Origin of the sequence: Pontibacterium sinense (assembly GCF_015209595.1) — a bacterium.
Classification (GTDB): Bacteria; Pseudomonadota; Gammaproteobacteria; order Pseudomonadales; family Balneatricaceae; genus Pontibacterium; species Pontibacterium sinense.
In genome coordinates this window covers 1-15,271 of the sequence record NZ_JADEYS010000022.1, presented here as the reverse complement: position 1 = coordinate 15,271, position 15,271 = coordinate 1, and the positions used below count along the sequence as shown (strand labels likewise).

Below are 15,271 nucleotides of genomic sequence, written 5' to 3'. Positions count from 1 at the left end.
TTATAGACTGGTTTCAGTTAACCCCTCTGACACGGGGTTGGCTGCGGCCAGCAAACTGAATTGCTCTGCAGACATAGGTTTACCGTAGAGATACCCCTGAGCCTGGTCGCACCCTTCATGGATCAGGATGTCAGCTTGCCCTTCCAGCTCAACTCCCTCGGCGATCACTTGTAAGCCCAGACTTTTTCCCAGTGCAATAATCGCTTCGCTGATCGCGCGGTCCTCTGCATCGTCGATCAAATCACGTGTGAATGAACGATCAATCTTTAGCTTGGAAATCGGTAGCTGTTTCAGGTAGGACAGTGACGAATATCCGGTGCCAAAGTCATCAATCGCCAGTTTAATGCCCATATCCCGCAGCTGATTTAGCACTGCCAGTGATCTTTGAGTATCACTGATAAAGAAGCTCTCGGTGACTTCCAGTTCCAGGCGATGTACTGGCCAGCCGGTGAATTTTAGAATCTGGCTGATCTGTTCAGGGACCTGTCGCTCGGTGAGCTGACGGGCAGAGATATTAACGGCGAGTATACCCGGATCAAAGCCTTCATTTAGCCATTGTGCGCATTGAGTACAGGCTTTTTGCAGAACCTGTAGCCCCAGTTGATTGATCAACCCGCGTTCTTCTGCCAAAGGGATGAACTCCATGGGCGCGACTAACCCTTTCTCTGGGTGATTCCAGCGCACCAGTGCTTCGACGCCAACCAGCTTTTTGTTTCCCAGATCGTATTGAGGTTGGTAATACACGGTAAGCTGATCTTCCTGTAATGCTTGTCGTAACTCTTCTTCAAGGGACATTTTGCGCAATGCATCCTGGGTCATATCCTCACTGTAGAAGTGGAAACGGTTGCCTCCGTTCTCTTTCGCCTTATACATCGCCAGATCGGCATTTCGCATCAGGGTGGCGACATCCTTACCGTCTTGAGGGAAGACACTGATGCCAATACTGGTACCCAGATGCAGCGAGTGCTGTTTCACCAGAACCGGTTGTTGCATACATTGCAGGAGCTGTTGGGCAATGTTTGCAACATCCTGAGGATTATCCACAGGTTCGATAATCACGGTGAACTCATCGCCGCCAAGTCGGGCAACAAAATCACTGCAGCGCAGGCGATCACGAAAACGACGGGACGCTTCCTGCAATACTTCATCCCCTATATTGTGCCCTAATGAATCATTGATCTGTTTGAACTTATCCAGGTCCATAAATAATACGGCTACAGCGTTTCCGTGGCGTTCGCTTTTACGGATCGTACTGAGCAGGTTATTGCGGAAATAGGTACGGTTGGGCAACTGGGTGAGTTCGTCATGATCGGCCAATTGTCTCAGGGCTTGTTTCTGCATCTCAAGCTCTTGCGTGCGGCGCTCTACCTCAATCTGCAACTGATTGCGGGAGATCGAGCTTTCCTGCAGCCGGTCTGTCATTTGATTGAAATGATGAGCGACTTCACTGAATTCATCTCCGGTATCCATTTCAATCTGGATACGGGTGTCGCCTTCGCTCAGGTGACGAATGCCTTGATCCAACACTGAGATACGATGCTTAAATAATTTAGCGGTGCGCAGACTTAAACCGGATAACAGCAGGGTGAGTGCCAATAACAGGCCGCCTGTCAGTAAGTTGCCTTGTGTGTGCAGTTGCTTGGAGCCCTCAACCGCATATTGTTCCAGCCGCACGGTGTCTTCAGACATTGACTGGATGACTGACGAGAGCAGATTGCTGAGGTGGGTCAGGGCATCGGTTTGGGACTGGTCCTGGCCGCTCTCGTGAATTCGGATCATCTGGTCAAGTAGAAAGCAGACGCTGTTATTGCGTTTGTTCAGGCTTTGAAGGTAAACCTCCTGTTGATCCAGTGTATTGGCTGACTGACTCAGCATGACATCCAGCTCTTCATACAGTAAGCGACTCTCGCTCAGGGGAGACAAGTTTCTGTTTTGCTGATAGTTACTAAGATGTGCCCGCATTGTTTCAATACCGGTTTGTACCCGATAGGCATCCTCCAGTCGTGAAAAAATCCGGGATTGCTGATAGTCCTGCCAGAGCATATTACCGGTCAGGGCGATCGATAGAGCAACGGCGCTGGTCGCCAGAATGACAAGTCGCTGAGAAATTTTCATCGTATCAGTGACGCCGTAGGTTCAGTGGATAACAACGCAGTATCGTCGATAAATGTACGGTAGTCGGGTATGGATGCTGAGCTTACTCGGTGTTGGGTGACAGCCCAGCGTGCTTCACTCTCCAGTGTGGAGATCAAAGAATTGCTGAGCGAGAGTTTGAAAACATAGTCGTTCCAGCTGTGTGCAATGGCCTTGGGGTCGCGTTGCAGTTGCTGTGCCATGATCTGCTGTGCGTCGTCCGGATGTTTTGCGATATAACGAATGGCGTCACCGAGGGCTGAGAGTACTTTTTTGTGTTCGGTCAATTGCTTGGAAATCTGGGAGCGCATGCTGACCAGATTAAACGACAGGGTATACATGCCCCTTGCGTTGATGATGTTAGGCGGGGGGGCTGACTGTTGTAATGCTTCGTAGGCATAGGGCTCCCAAACGGAAGCCGCATCGATCTGCCCATCCAGCAGAGCCGTGGCCATTTCGTCTGGGCGTAGAGAGATCAGTTCTACGTTTTGAGGGGGAATTCCGCTAATCAGCAGCAAGCTGTGCAGGAAAAATTCACTGGCAGTGTTATGAATGACTCCGATACGCCGTCCGCGTAGCTGCCCGGGTTCGCGTATCCCCAACGAAGCGGGTGATATCACTTTAATGTCGTTATCGGATTCTACAAAACTGCTCAGGATAGAGAAATCACCGCGATCAAAACTGTTAAACATGATCACCGAATCAGACGTAGTGGCCAGATCCACTTCACCCTTTGTCAGAGCCTGAAAGCAGAGGTGCCCTCCGACATAAGGTACCAGCTCAACCTCGATACCTTGATCCTTAAAATAACCTTTGTGCTGAGCAACATAAAAAGGGGGGCTAAGCGGTGTTTGTGAAACCGCGATGCGGATAGACAGTGCTGGTGTGCGGCTGTTAAGCCCTTGTTGTACATAAATGCCGAGTGACACCACGAACAGTAGAGCAAGTGCCAGTGAAATCCGTTTTACATGCGCCATGACTGCATCCTGACTTAGCCAAATGACCAGACAATTGGAGCTATCCGAGTAAGCGCTTACTGCCAGACCGTATTATCCACAGCCCGAAGTGTTATGGGACAGTTCGTTGTATAAATGTAGTGCTTAGGTATAGATTTTGGTAGTGGGAACCTGCGGAAAATATGAGAAATCGCCGCGCCTCAATGAAAATCTATGCCTGTTTGGTGATTGAACATTCAAATTTGTACGGGAAGCCGCGCTCGATGCGTTTGCACACCTTACGCGGTTGTACGTATTCAGCATTAACCGTTTTTCAGGGGGTGATTGTCCGGTAGCTGACGCTCTATCCACAAGGCCAGTTTATGTTTCATATTCGGCTCGTTTTCCTGATCCTTTGCCAGTGGTTGAATCAAGCCATCTTGTACCAGTAAACGGTAAACGGCTGTTACCTTGTTACTGGCGCTGTCAGTTGCTTCAAATTTTCCGGCGCCACGCTTTTCGAAATAGGCTGCCCCTACGGTCAATGCCTGTCGTACCAGTTCTGCTTCGTGTTTCAGTTTTTTCATGTGCTGCCACGTCCTTTCGCTCAGATAGCAGGTATATCCCCTTTATCCGCAAATCCGGGTCGGCTGTAAAGTGGTGACGGAGTAAAAGAGTGATATCGGAGAGGAAAAGTATGCGACGACATCATTTGTCGCCGCATAGTTGGGGGTGAGTGCTGATCCGCTTTTAAAAGCTAATCCTGCCGTGAGGCTGGTTTTTCATCGAATCGAGGAAACTGTCCCGATTCATTCTGACCAGCTCGCGGTGGTCTCCGGCTTCCAGATAGCATTCTGGCTCTTCACCCAGATGGTCATCCCAGATCACAGGCAGATTATAAGTCTGACCTAAACTGGGCACCGCACCTGTTGCACAGTCCCGGAACAGGATTTTGACATCGTTCTGACGGGCTGTGGTCAGCAGGCGGTTAGTGAAATGATTCACAGCGCGCAAATCGACCTGACGGTCGGCCGGTACAACGGCCATCACAAAACCTTCATCGTCTCTCAGTACTACACCTTTGGCGACCCGTTTAGGGGGAACTTTGGCTGCGAGGGCACAGCCCATAGCGGTTTCGGCGTAAGGATGGAAAACGCGTTTGTAGGTAATATGTTGGTTATCCAGATAGCGCTGAATGGTTGGCGCAAGGGACATGGTATTCACCTCTCATTGAGGCTCCTGCCGGTTGGGGCTCCTGCACCTCTCAGTGTAGCTCATTCGCTGTGGTCTATTCTTTGAACAGAGATACTTGAAAGCGAGAGTTAGCATGGCTATTGCATTGCACACCAGTCAACGTTTGGGGAGGGAGGTCCATCAGGTAGTAGATAACCACTTGAAAAGCATAAATAAAATTCTGATGCAGGCGAATGCTGCGCAACGTGACGAGGTGGTTCATGATACCCGGACGGGGATGAAGCGGATGCGGGCATTTTTACGCTTGTTACGCGCGGGGATCGGAAAATCGGCATATCGCCTGGCGGATGAACAGAGCAAGGCGTTGGCCGGGAATTTGTCCGATAACCGAGATGCCCGGGTGCTGCTTGATACCATGGAGCAGTTGCTGCAAGAGATCTACGATCATGAATGTTGTGAACGATTACGTGGACCTGTGTTTGAGCATTATCATGCGGCCTCTTTAGACGATACCGGATTAGAGCCGTTAGAACATGCACGGACCTGTTTGCGGCGCCTGCAGAAAGAAGCACGTCATTGGCATCTGAAGACATATGATCAGAAGGCTCTGCGTGCAGCGATTGCCGGAGAGTATGACGCCGGACGTCAGCATTGGCAGCAGATTCAACAGCAACCTGAAGCCGAACAGTTGCACCGATGGCGCAAACAAGTGAAACGATTCTATTATCAGTTTTCACTGTTGTTTCCGACACATCAGCATAAACAACGGGCACGCCTGAAAATGCTGGGTGAATATTTAGGGCAGCTGCATGATCTGGCTATCTTGCAGGATTATCTGAACAGTCACCGACGTGCGTTCTGGACTGATGATTTGGTTCGCTTAAAGCACGTATCTGCAGGGCGTGAGCAGGTGCTTTTGGAACAGGTCTTGCAGCTTGCACCGAAAGCATATCGCCAGCCTTGCGGCAGTTACAGTCGTAAACTGATCCGTCGCTGGCGTGATCTGGATCAGGCAAACTCTTAGCGTTGATCATCGTTCGGTTATGCCGTCGTCATTTTGCCTCTGATATACTCGGTCGTATCAATCAGTGAGGCGCTGTACTTTATGAAATTCCGAATTATCCCTGTGACACCGTTCCAGCAGAACTGCACTCTGATCTGGTGCGAAGAAACCAACAAAGCGGCGGTGATCGACCCGGGTGGTGACGTTGATCGCATTCTGGCAGCGGTTGAAGAGGAAGGTGTAACACTGGAGAAAATCCTGCTGACACACGCTCACCTCGATCATGTGGGCGGTACTGCTGAGCTGGTGGCAAAAGCCGGTGTGCCGGTTGAAGGTCCACATATTGAGGATAAGTTCTGGATTGATGGTCTGGATCAGCAGTGTACGATGTTTGGATTTCCACCAGTGGAAGGTTTTACCCCTGATCGCTGGCTGGATGAAGGCAATGATGTACAGGTGGGTAATCAGTCACTGAGTGTGTTGCATACGCCGGGCCATACGCCGGGTCATGTAGTGTTCTTCCATCCCGGCGATCTGATCGCGATGGTGGGTGATGTTCTGTTTCAGGGCTCGATTGGCCGTACGGATTTCCCTAAAGGGGATCATCCAACACTGATCGCATCTATTCGCGAGAAGTTGTTCCCGTTAGGTGATGATGTTGATTTCATTCCGGGACACGGTCCGATGTCTACGTTCGGGCATGAACGTGAGAGCAATCCGTTTGTGTCTGATCATCGCGGTTAATTGCTGTTCTGCCGGTCAGTGGAGACACCTCCGCTGACCACAAACGCGGTCACCTGACTGGCCGCGACATCTAATCGCTCTACCTGAGTTTTTGGAACAATAATCAGGTTGCCGGCAAAGTTATACGATTGCGGCAGATAGACGGCGACCTCATCTTCCAAGCCGAAGCTCTCCATGCTTTCCCGTGTCATAAATCCCATCGCTTTAATCCGCTTATCTTCGCTTAAATATACAAGTACAGGTTTATCAAAGCTTTTGGCGTCCCCTAAGAAGGCGTTGAACAGATCTTTCAGCGCGTTATAGAGCAGCTTGATGAGCGGGATGCGTTCGAGAAAACGATCCACATAACCCATTAAATAACGGCCCAGATACAGCGACCCGAGCAAACCGGTAGCAGTAATCACGATCAGGGTGACGGCGGTGCCAGCCAGTGTTGCACTCAACCCCGGCTCCAGTGCCGGAAAGAACAGGGTTAACAGGCTGCCGATAGCAGAAAAAACGGTTTCATTCAGAGCGGTGAAGATCAGGTAAACCAGATAGATGGTCAGCATGACCGGTAGCAGAATCAGGAGTCCCTGAAAGAAAAATCGCATCAGGCTTCGCATCGTGGGTTCCTCATGGCTGGCCTGCCAATATAAGTGATGATCGCTGAGTGATAGCTTAACAGGGTTGCCGGAAGAGACCTTGTCTGGGACGAGCCGCAGGCTGGATTGAGCCGGCGGTCAGGGTTGGTGTGCTGCTTGTTGATACTCTTCCGAGGCCATCTCGGTCAGGCGGCTACGGGTACGGTTGAACTCAAAGGCCAGCAGATCGCCCTGATAGAGCGTATCCAGATCAGTCGCTGCATTCAGGAACAGATTAACCCTGCGGTCATAGAGTTCATCCACTAATGCTATAAACCGTCGGGCGGGATCATCTGACTGGCCAATCATCACCTGCCGCTCGCCGGTGGATTTTGAGCCGATGGCGCCATCTTCGGTGCCGCGGGCTTTGATGCGCTCGTATTGCTTGCCGCCGAGCAAAGGTACGTTGCTTAAAAACAACGTGTGAAAGCGGCGCGCAATATCGATGTAATCGAGATGGCTGCGCGGGCCTTCGCAGAGGGCGTTAAAATCAAACCAGATCACATCAGATGTTGCCGCGATACAGGGGATAGGGCGTCGACAGACCAGAATATCTGTATCGCGGCTGTGGACGTGTTCTGCATGGGGTTGGAATAAGTCGCTGAGTGATGCAGGACTCTCAACAAAAAACGCTGCTTTGTGGGTGAGCGCACGCAGACGGTGATCCTTCTCTCCCTCCATCGCTACTTCGGTCATATTATCCCGCAGACGTCTGACCGTAGGCTCAAAACGATCTTTATGGATATCACCCCGATACAACTCTTCCGGTGGCCGATTAGATGTGCAGACTAATGTCACGCCTTGTCTGAACAGATGTTCAATCAACCGGCCCAATAACATGGCATCACCGATCTCAGCTACTAGAAACTCGTCGAAGCAGAGTACGCGGTATTTCTGTGCCAGCCCCTTGGCAACTTCTTGCAGAGGGTCTTCGTGACCGGAGTAGTCTTGCAGTTGCTGGTGGATCAGCGACATAAAACGGTGGAAATGCAGACGCAATGCACAATCGTTGCCGTAATCCTCCTGTAACGAGTCGCAGAACAGATCCATCAGGAAGGTTTTACCCCGACCGACCGGTCCCCAGAGATAAAGACCGCGTGGCAGCGTTTGACTGCGTTTCTGATTCAGCAGGTGTTGCAGCTGGCATAAGTGCTCCAATGCATGTCGTTGCACAGGATCGTCATCGTAGCCCTGTGCTAGGTAGGCCTGATAGCGCTGCTGGAGAGGTAAGTCACGGATGGTCATGGGGACGCATCTTAGCGCCCCGGGAAGCTGATAGCTACTTGTGTAGCAGTGAGCTCATGGCGATCCATTCGCTGGCGAGGGGTTTCTTGCGCTCGAGCACCTCTTTCAGCGGAACATCCAGAACTTCACCTTTTTGCACACCCACCATAATGCTGGAGTATCCCGCCCGCAGGTAGTCGACTGCGGTTGCGCCCATGCAGGAGGCTAATACCCGGTCATGCCCTGTTGGACTGCCACCTCGCTGAATATGGCCAAGAATACAAACCTTAGGCGATTGACCGTTCTCTTCGAGTTGTTGTGCGATGCGGTAGGTGAGCCCCGGTCGTGGACCTTCGGCTACAACAATAATCCCGCTGGAGCCTTCGCCTTTGACGCGGTTGTTGGCCAGTTGAAAGCAGAGGCTTTGGATCTTAAATTCGACCTCTGGAATCACCACCATCTCCGCACCGCAGGCGATGCCGACCTGAGTGGCGATAAAGCCGGAATCTCGTCCCATGACTTCGACCAGAAACAGCCGTTCGTGGGAAAGGGCTGTATCACGAATACGGTCGATCGCATCCAGAGCAGTGTTGACCGCCGTATCAAAGCCGATGGTATCGTCGCTGCCGTGGATATCATTGTCGATTGTGCCGGGCAGCCCCACAACGGGGATGCCCGACTCTTCGGCTAGCAAGGCTGCACCTGTGAGGGAACCATCACCGCCAATGACAACTAAGCCTTCAATTTCTCGCTCGCGTAGAATCTCAGCCGCCTGATGGCGCACGGTAGGGTCTTTAAATGCCTCGCAACGGTCACTTTTTAGCAAGGTCCCGCCGCGTTGTACGATGTTGGTGACGGAGCGGGAGTTCATCTCCCAGATATCTCCGATGATTAATCCGCTGTAGCCCCGATTGACCCCATAGACACGAATGCCGTGACTTAATGCGGCACGAACAACGCCACGGATTGCGGGGTTCATGCCCGGTGCATCGCCACCGCTGGTTAATACCGCAATGGCTTTGAGTTCTTTCACTGCATCAAGCGCGGGTAGCTTATACATCCAATCTCTCCTATCGTGTAATCCACTGGCAGCTCTTCTAATGCTCAAGCCTAATCCCTTAAGTTGACGCTTATATGGCATAGGCAAAAAGTAAAAGGCTGGGCTGTGGCAGGTCATCCATACCTTACATTATAGAGTGGCTGAGTGTTTTGGCCGCAGAGGGTAAGACCGATGGTGATGTTGGCAGAACAGATCGCACAGGATATTTTGCAGAGTTTCTCTGACTACCGTGCGCATTTTCATCGTATTACCGCAGGTGCGAAGGCGCGTTTCGAGTTAGCCGATTGGGGCGCGGTTCAGCACGCCTCGACTGAGCGTATTAATCTCTATGAGAGTATGTGCCAGGATGCGGCTGAAGCTTTACAGCGCTCGGTGGGTGAATCGGTACATACCTCTGATCTTTGGCTGCTTGCGAAGCAGGCCTATATCAATCTGATCGTCTTACGCGATGATTTTGAATTGGCCGAAACCTATTACAACTCAATCTATTGTCGTTTGTTCGGGCATTTGCAGCTGGATGATCAGCATATGTTTATTCACAGTTCGATGGCGGGTCGGATTGTGGATTCCGGTGATGAAATCTATCGAACGTATTATCCCGTTCGTGGATTACAGGTGATGATATCGACGTTGCTGGACGATGTGGCCTTTGATATCCCCTGGGAAAATAAACGGCGGGATATTCGCAATATTATGCGGCATGTGCGCAATAACATGGCGGATGAATTTAATGATGCAGAAAGCACCTCTATCGAAGTGGTTAAAACGGTCTTCTATCGAAACAAAGGGGCTTATATCGTCGGCCGTGTACGTACCCAAGACAAACAGTTGCCGTTTGTATTGCCGCTGCTAAATAACGAAGCGGGTGGTCTCTACGTGGATACGCTGATCACTGAAGAGAACGATGTATCGGTGATATTCAGCTTTACCCGGGCGTACTTTATGGCCGACGTAAATGTTCCATCAGAATTCATTCGGTTTATGCAGTCGATCCTACCGATGAAGTCCGTAGCAGAGTTATACAGTTCTGTTGGGTTTTATAAACAGGGCAAGGCTGAGTTCTATCGTACTTTTATTGAACACCTGAAAAACTCTGACGATGAATTGATTGTCGCGCCCGGTATCAAAGGCATGGTGATGACGGTCTTCACTTTACCCAGTTATCCACTGGTGTTTAAAGTTATCAAGGACAGCTTCTCCTCCTCGAAATATATTGCCCGTAGTACGGTGATCGAAAAGTATCAGCTGGTTAAGCGGCATGACCGGGTTGGGCGTATGGCGGATACCATGGAGTTTACCAATTTCAGTTTCCCGCGTGCGCGCTTCTCGGATGAGCTGATCGATGAATTGCAAAAGGTGGCGGGATCCTCTGTAGAAATTGAAACGGATAGGGTGCTGATCAAACATCTCTGGACCGAACGGCGGATGACGCCGTTGAATATCCATATTAACGAAGCGTTGGCGAACAAGGATGAGTATGCCGTGTTTCATGCAATCAACGAGTTTGGAAAATGCATTAAGCAATTGGCCGCAGCTAATATCTTTGCCGGTGACATGTTGTTTAAAAACTTTGGGATCACCCGGCACGGACGGGTCGTTTTTTACGACTATGATGAGATTATGTATCTCACCGAGTGTAATTTTCGCGAGATCCCTGAGGCGCTGTATCCCGAACAGGAAATGATGGATGAACCTTGGTATTCAGTCGGACCAACCGATGTGTTTCCGGAGGAGTTACACATCTTAACCCGATGTGATCGTACGGTTAGAAAGATCTTTAATGAACTCCATCAGGATCTTCTCGATGTGAAGTTCTGGCGTGAAATGCAGAATCAGGTCAGGGCGGGAAATATTATGGATGTTTTTCCTTACCGTAAGGTAAAACGGTTTCTGCGTAATTGAAGGTGTGTCGTGTCAAAAACAGTGCTTGGGTGTTTTACATGAATTGAAATCATAAATAGTGCTATTTAGTCGTGTTTTATTCTTGAACACTTAGCACTTGTGTCTACTATTTAACAGTCAGCTCTCGTTATTAAAGAGCTACTTAAAAATAAGAACAGGGAGACTGCTATGACGATCAAGAAGACAGTTACCTCAGCACTACTGGCGTTTGGGGTAGGTGTTGCTGCGATGGGAGCATCTGTGACCGCTTCCGCCGAACAGTTCATCACTATTGGTACCGGTGGCGTAACTGGTGTTTATTATCCAACTGGTGGTGCAATCTGCCGTCTGGTGAACAAAGGACGTAAAGATCACGGTATCCGTTGCTCGGTTGAGTCAACCGGTGGCTCTATCTACAACCTGAATACGATCCGTGCCGGTGAGTTGGATATGGGGGTTGCGCAGTCTGACTGGCAATACCATGCCTATAACGGCACCAGTAAGTTCAAAGACAAAGGCGCAAACAAAGATCTGCGTGCAGTATTCTCTGTACATCCCGAGCCGTTTACGGTTGTTGCTCGCGCCGATTCAGGTATCAAAACCTTTGATGACCTGAAAGGTAAACGCGTCAATATTGGTAACCCTGGATCCGGTCAGCGTGGCACGATGGAAGTGCTGATGAACGCCAAAGGCTGGACAATGGATGATTTCGCGCTTGCATCTGAACTGAAGGCATCTGAACAGGCCAGTGCGTTATGTGACAACAAGATCGATGTGATGGTTTACGTTGTTGGGCATCCAAGTGGTGCGATTAAAGAGGCGACCACCTCGTGTGATAGCAAACTGGTTACTGTGGATGGCAGCGCAGTGGAAGGTTTAATTAAGGACAACTCTTATTACCGATCTGCAACCGTGCCTGCGGGTATGTACCGTGGTAATGATGCTGATGTTGCGACATTTGGTGTCGGTGCAACGTTTGCAACCTCTGCTGCCGTACCCGAAGAAGTGGTGTATCAGGTGGTAAAAGCGGTATTCGAGAACTTCGATACTTTCCGTAATCTTCATCCAGCGTTCCGACACCTGAAGAAAGAAGAGATGGTAAAAGACGGTCTGACAGCACCATTGCATCCAGGTGCAGCGAAGTACTACAAGGAAGCGGGTCTGCTTTGATTCGCAGCTAAAAACGGGGGCTTCGGCTCCCGTTTTGTGTTTTCTGATCTGGAGCTAATGTGACTGACAAGCCAACCCCACATGTTGATCCTGATGTTCAAGAGATGGTTGCACAGGCGGATAGTGGCGCACGTGCGCCGCGTGGTCTGCCCGGCAAGCTTCTCTGGGGTGTTGCGTTGGCATGGTCGCTGTTCCAACTGTGGTATGCATCACCACTGCCCTTTACGCTGAACTTTGGCGTGTTTAACGATACGCAGGCACGTTCAATTCACCTCGGCTTCGCCATATTTCTTGCCTATACGGCTTTCCCCGCACTCAAAAGTTCACCCCGATTTTATATTCCGATACAGGACTGGGTATTGGGTTTGGTCGGTGCGTTTTGTGCTTCGTATCTGGTGATCTTTCATGCTGAGCTGGCTGATCGTGCCGGTGCGCCCAATAGACTGGATCTTGTAGTAGCCGTGTCGGGAATGCTGATCCTGTTAGAGGCAACCCGCCGTGCTTTAGGGCCTCCGTTGATGGTGGTCGCGACAATTTTCCTGATCTACACCTTTGGCGGTCCGTATATGCCGGATGTGATCGCCCATAAAGGGGCAAGCCTGAGTAAGGCGATGTCCCACCAGTGGCTGTCCAGTGAAGGTGTATTTGGGGTCGCGCTGGGTGTTTCTACCAGTTTTGTCTTTCTCTTTGTGTTATTCGGTTCACTGCTGGATAAAGCCGGTGCCGGTAATTACTTCACACAAGTCGCGTTTTCCCTGTTGGGACACATGAAAGGCGGACCCGCAAAAGCCGCCGTCGTATCGTCCGGGTTAAGTGGTCTTGTGTCTGGGTCATCGATTGCCAATGTTGTGACGACCGGCACGTTTACCATTCCGTTGATGAAACGGGTTGGGTTTCCCGGTCAAAAAGCCGGTGCAGTCGAAGTGGCTGCTTCGACCAATGGGCAGCTGACACCTCCGATTATGGGCGCGGCCGCGTTCCTGATGGTGGAGTATGTTGGGGTTTCGTATATCGAAGTCATCAAACACGCGATTCTGCCTGCGCTCATCTCTTATGTAGCGTTGATCTATATCGTGCATCTGGAAGCGCTGAAGGCCGGCATGAAAGGGCTGGAACGTCCTTACAAACCCACTCTGGCTGAATCGTTGCTCACCTGGAGTATGGTGATATCAGGTGTGTGTATTCTTTCGTTGGCGATCTATTACGGCATGGGGTGGTCTAAAGAGGTGCTGGGTGACGGAACCTACGCGCTGATCGGTATCGTAATGCTGGCGGCTTATTTGGCATTGATTCGATATGCTGCTCAATATCCTGAGTTACACATGGATGATCCAAATGCCGCGATCGTCAAACTGCCGGAAGTGGGGCCGACGGTGAAATCTGGTCTCTACTTTCTATTGCCGGTTGTCGTATTGGTTTGGTGCCTCACCGTTGAACGTCTATCACCGGGACTGTCAGCGTTCTGGGCTACCGTATTTATGACTGCGGTTGTGGTTACCCATAAACCTCTGAAATCGATGTTTCGTGGTGATCATCACTGGAAGGATTCTGGGGCTGTGGGTATTCATGACCTGCTGGACGGTTTGGTCAGCGGTGCGCGCAATATGATTGGCATTGGTGTCGCAACGGCTGCGGCAGGCATTGTGGTGGGGACTGTCACGTTGACGGGGATCGGACTGGTCATGACTGAGTTCGTGGAGTTTATCTCTGGCGGTAACGTGATGTTGATGCTGCTGTTTACCGCCATCATTAGTTTGGTATTGGGCATGGGATTGCCAACAACGGCCAACTACATCGTTGTCTCCACATTGATGGCTCCGGTTATTGTTACGCTGGGGGCTGAGCATGGCTTATTGGTGCCTTTGATAGCGGTCCACCTGTTTGTGTTTTATTTCGGAATTTTGGCTGATGACACGCCCCCTGTGGGGCTGGCGGCTTATGCTGCCGCGGCGATTGCGCGTTCCGATCCGATCAAAACAGGTATCCAGGGTTTTACCTATGATATCCGCACGGCCGTACTACCCTTTATGTTTATTTTTAATACTGAGCTTTTGTTAATCGGTGTTGAAGGTCCTTTTCATCTGTTGATGACCGTCTTGTCGGCAACAGGTGCGATGCTGATCTTTGCTGCGGCGACACAGGGGTACTGGCTGGTTAAAAGTCGTTGGTACGAAACGGCTGTGTTATTGCTGGTGGCGTTTTCTATGTTCCGCCCGGGCTTCTGGTGGGACGAAGTTTATCCGCCACTGGAAACTAAACTTGCCGTTCAGATAGAAGAGATTGCGGGGACGTTACCTGAGAACCGTTCTCTGCGTCTGGCTGTGGCGGGTGACACGATAGATGGCAATTACGTGAAAAAAATTGTCGAATTGGAGTTGGGCGCAGCCGGGGATGGCGCGCAACGCTTGCAAGAGGTTGGACTGATGTTATCTGTCGGTGATGAAAAGGTCATGGTGGATATGGTGGGCTTCGATAGCGCAGCGCAAAAGGCGGGTATCGATTTCGGCTGGGAAATCCTGGCGATCGAAACTCAAGCTGAGCGACCTCCGAAACAGTTGGTGTATATCCCGGTACTTATATTGTTGGCAGGTTTGGCCGCCATGCAGCTGCGTCGTCGAAAAACTGCCTGATAGCTAATGTCATAGGGTGAATGTAATGTTTACTAAGGCTCTCTTCCCCGTTGATCTGGAAGATATCGTGACGGCGGAGCATGCACTTAAATACCTCAATGGAATACTCAGCAAAGGGCAGGAAATACACCTTCTAGGTGTTTTACCCGGGTTTAATATGCCTGTGGTGGCATCGTATTTTCCCGAAGGGGCAATAGAGACAGCGATTGCTGCAATGGAACATCAGTTGACTGAACTGGCGGAACTGAATTTAGCCGACAACGTTCATTGGGAAGTACATGTGGCTGAAGGTGCCCCTCATCGCGAGATTGTGAAGACAGCAAAACGATTGGATTGTGACTTGATTGCGATTCCAAGCCACAATCACAGTTTGGTAGAAAAGGTACTGCTGGGTTCTGTGACCGCCAAAGTGGTGGAGCAAGCGAGTTGTTCGGTGTTTGTGATGCGCTGACCAATATTGATCTACAGATTTGTTTGAAAAAGGGCGCCGTCAGGCGCCTTTTTTGTGTCTGATGCTTTGGTTTGATTGTTATTTAATCAGGGTTGGTTGTTTGTTGAACTATTTAAGGTTTTTTTGCGTTTTTTTGAAGTTTTTTTACAAAGGCTGTTGACCCCCATGCTGAGGTCTGTAGAATGCGCCTCCTCGCTTGAGACAACAGCTTCTTCGGACAGCA

13 protein-coding genes are annotated in these 15,271 nt (G+C 50.4%); 6 read left to right on the top strand and 7 right to left on the bottom strand.

The window, feature by feature from the left end:
• The 4 genes from IOQ59_RS17670 to IOQ59_RS17655 form a co-directional block, all read right to left on the bottom strand.
• Entirely contained in the window at positions 1-2,115 is a 2,115-nt protein-coding gene (locus tag IOQ59_RS17670) for a putative bifunctional diguanylate cyclase/phosphodiesterase (protein ID WP_193954789.1), read from the bottom strand.
• Positions 2,112-3,110 carry an ABC transporter substrate-binding protein gene (locus tag IOQ59_RS17665; RefSeq protein ID WP_193954788.1) on the bottom strand — a complete coding sequence of 333 codons (999 nt, stop codon included), beginning with the start codon at positions 3,108-3,110 and terminating at the stop codon, positions 2,112-2,114. The genes IOQ59_RS17670 and IOQ59_RS17665 overlap by 4 nt, the downstream gene beginning before the upstream one ends.
• A gap of 281 nt (positions 3,111-3,391) precedes the next feature.
• Positions 3,392-3,655 (bottom strand): DUF5062 family protein, encoded by a 264-nt coding sequence (locus IOQ59_RS17660; RefSeq protein WP_193954787.1) that lies wholly within the window; start codon positions 3,653-3,655, stop codon positions 3,392-3,394.
• A 163-nt stretch (positions 3,656-3,818) separates the two neighbouring features.
• The gene (locus IOQ59_RS17655; RefSeq protein WP_193954786.1) at positions 3,819-4,283 is read right to left on the bottom strand and encodes an aminoacyl-tRNA deacylase; all 465 of its coding nucleotides are present in this window, start codon (positions 4,281-4,283) and stop codon (positions 3,819-3,821) included.
• A gap of 112 nt (positions 4,284-4,395) precedes the next feature.
• Between IOQ59_RS17655 and IOQ59_RS17650 the strand changes: the two genes are divergently transcribed.
• Both IOQ59_RS17650 and IOQ59_RS17645 read left to right on the top strand, forming a co-directional pair.
• On the top strand, positions 4,396-5,286 hold the full coding sequence (locus tag IOQ59_RS17650; protein ID WP_193954785.1) for a CHAD domain-containing protein: 891 nt from the start codon (positions 4,396-4,398) through the stop codon (positions 5,284-5,286).
• Positions 5,287-5,367: 81 nt separating this feature from the next.
• On the top strand, positions 5,368-6,009 hold the full coding sequence (locus tag IOQ59_RS17645; protein WP_193954784.1) for an MBL fold metallo-hydrolase: 642 nt from the start codon (positions 5,368-5,370) through the stop codon (positions 6,007-6,009).
• Here the strand turns inward: IOQ59_RS17645 and IOQ59_RS17640 are convergent.
• The 3 genes from IOQ59_RS17640 to pfkA all read right to left on the bottom strand — a co-directional run bounded on the left by IOQ59_RS17640 (position 6,006) and on the right by pfkA (position 8,916).
• Positions 6,006-6,614 (bottom strand): DUF502 domain-containing protein, encoded by a 609-nt coding sequence (locus IOQ59_RS17640; protein ID WP_193954783.1) that lies wholly within the window; start codon positions 6,612-6,614, stop codon positions 6,006-6,008. The two genes, IOQ59_RS17645 and IOQ59_RS17640, sit on opposite strands and share 4 nt — an antisense overlap.
• A 117-nt stretch (positions 6,615-6,731) precedes the next feature.
• Positions 6,732-7,877, bottom strand: a complete 1,146-nt coding sequence (gene zapE, locus IOQ59_RS17635) for a cell division protein ZapE (protein ID WP_193954782.1) — start codon at positions 7,875-7,877, stop codon at positions 6,732-6,734.
• Positions 7,878-7,911: 34 nt separating this feature from the next.
• A complete protein-coding gene (pfkA, locus tag IOQ59_RS17630) occupies positions 7,912-8,916 on the bottom strand; it encodes a 6-phosphofructokinase (protein ID WP_193954781.1) in 1,005 nt (334 codons plus the stop codon).
• Between the two features lie 171 nt (positions 8,917-9,087).
• On the opposite strand from pfkA, the gene aceK reads away from it, so the two are divergent.
• From aceK to IOQ59_RS17610, 4 genes are all read left to right on the top strand, one after another.
• A complete protein-coding gene (gene aceK, locus IOQ59_RS17625) occupies positions 9,088-10,818 on the top strand; it encodes a bifunctional isocitrate dehydrogenase kinase/phosphatase (protein WP_193954780.1) in 1,731 nt (576 codons plus the stop codon).
• A 168-nt stretch (positions 10,819-10,986) separates the two neighbouring features.
• Complete coding sequence (locus IOQ59_RS17620; RefSeq protein WP_193954779.1) at positions 10,987-11,967, top strand: TAXI family TRAP transporter solute-binding subunit; 981 nt, start codon at positions 10,987-10,989, stop codon at positions 11,965-11,967.
• A 104-nt stretch (positions 11,968-12,071) separates the two neighbouring features.
• Positions 12,072-14,597, top strand: a complete 2,526-nt coding sequence (locus tag IOQ59_RS17615; RefSeq protein ID WP_193954849.1) for a TRAP transporter permease — start codon at positions 12,072-12,074, stop codon at positions 14,595-14,597.
• A 25-nt stretch (positions 14,598-14,622) separates the two neighbouring features.
• Entirely contained in the window at positions 14,623-15,048 is a 426-nt protein-coding gene (locus IOQ59_RS17610; RefSeq protein WP_193954778.1) for a universal stress protein, read from the top strand.
• Positions 15,049-15,271 lie beyond the last annotated feature (223 nt).

What these genes read in the sequence shown, in the direction of transcription:
- IOQ59_RS17670 (WP_193954789.1), bottom strand. Translation starts at nt 2,115, where the DNA reads ATGAAAATTTCTCAGCGACTTGTCATTCTGGCGACCAGCGCCGTTGCT.
- IOQ59_RS17665 (WP_193954788.1), bottom strand. Translation starts at nt 3,110, where the DNA reads ATGGCGCATGTAAAACGGATTTCACTGGCACTTGCTCTACTGTTCGTG.
- IOQ59_RS17660 (WP_193954787.1), bottom strand. Translation starts at nt 3,655, where the DNA reads ATGAAAAAACTGAAACACGAAGCAGAACTGGTACGACAGGCATTGACC.
- IOQ59_RS17655 (WP_193954786.1), bottom strand. Translation starts at nt 4,283, where the DNA reads ATGTCCCTTGCGCCAACCATTCAGCGCTATCTGGATAACCAACATATT.
- IOQ59_RS17650 (WP_193954785.1), top strand. Translation starts at nt 4,396, where the DNA reads ATGGCTATTGCATTGCACACCAGTCAACGTTTGGGGAGGGAGGTCCAT.
- IOQ59_RS17645 (WP_193954784.1), top strand. Translation starts at nt 5,368, where the DNA reads ATGAAATTCCGAATTATCCCTGTGACACCGTTCCAGCAGAACTGCACT.
- IOQ59_RS17640 (WP_193954783.1), bottom strand. Translation starts at nt 6,614, where the DNA reads ATGCGAAGCCTGATGCGATTTTTCTTTCAGGGACTCCTGATTCTGCTA.
- zapE (WP_193954782.1), bottom strand. Translation starts at nt 7,877, where the DNA reads ATGACCATCCGTGACTTACCTCTCCAGCAGCGCTATCAGGCCTACCTA.
- pfkA (WP_193954781.1), bottom strand. Translation starts at nt 8,916, where the DNA reads ATGTATAAGCTACCCGCGCTTGATGCAGTGAAAGAACTCAAAGCCATT.
- aceK (WP_193954780.1), top strand. Translation starts at nt 9,088, where the DNA reads ATGGTGATGTTGGCAGAACAGATCGCACAGGATATTTTGCAGAGTTTC.
- IOQ59_RS17620 (WP_193954779.1), top strand. Translation starts at nt 10,987, where the DNA reads ATGACGATCAAGAAGACAGTTACCTCAGCACTACTGGCGTTTGGGGTA.
- IOQ59_RS17615 (WP_193954849.1), top strand. Translation starts at nt 12,072, where the DNA reads ATGGTTGCACAGGCGGATAGTGGCGCACGTGCGCCGCGTGGTCTGCCC.
- IOQ59_RS17610 (WP_193954778.1), top strand. Translation starts at nt 14,623, where the DNA reads ATGTTTACTAAGGCTCTCTTCCCCGTTGATCTGGAAGATATCGTGACG.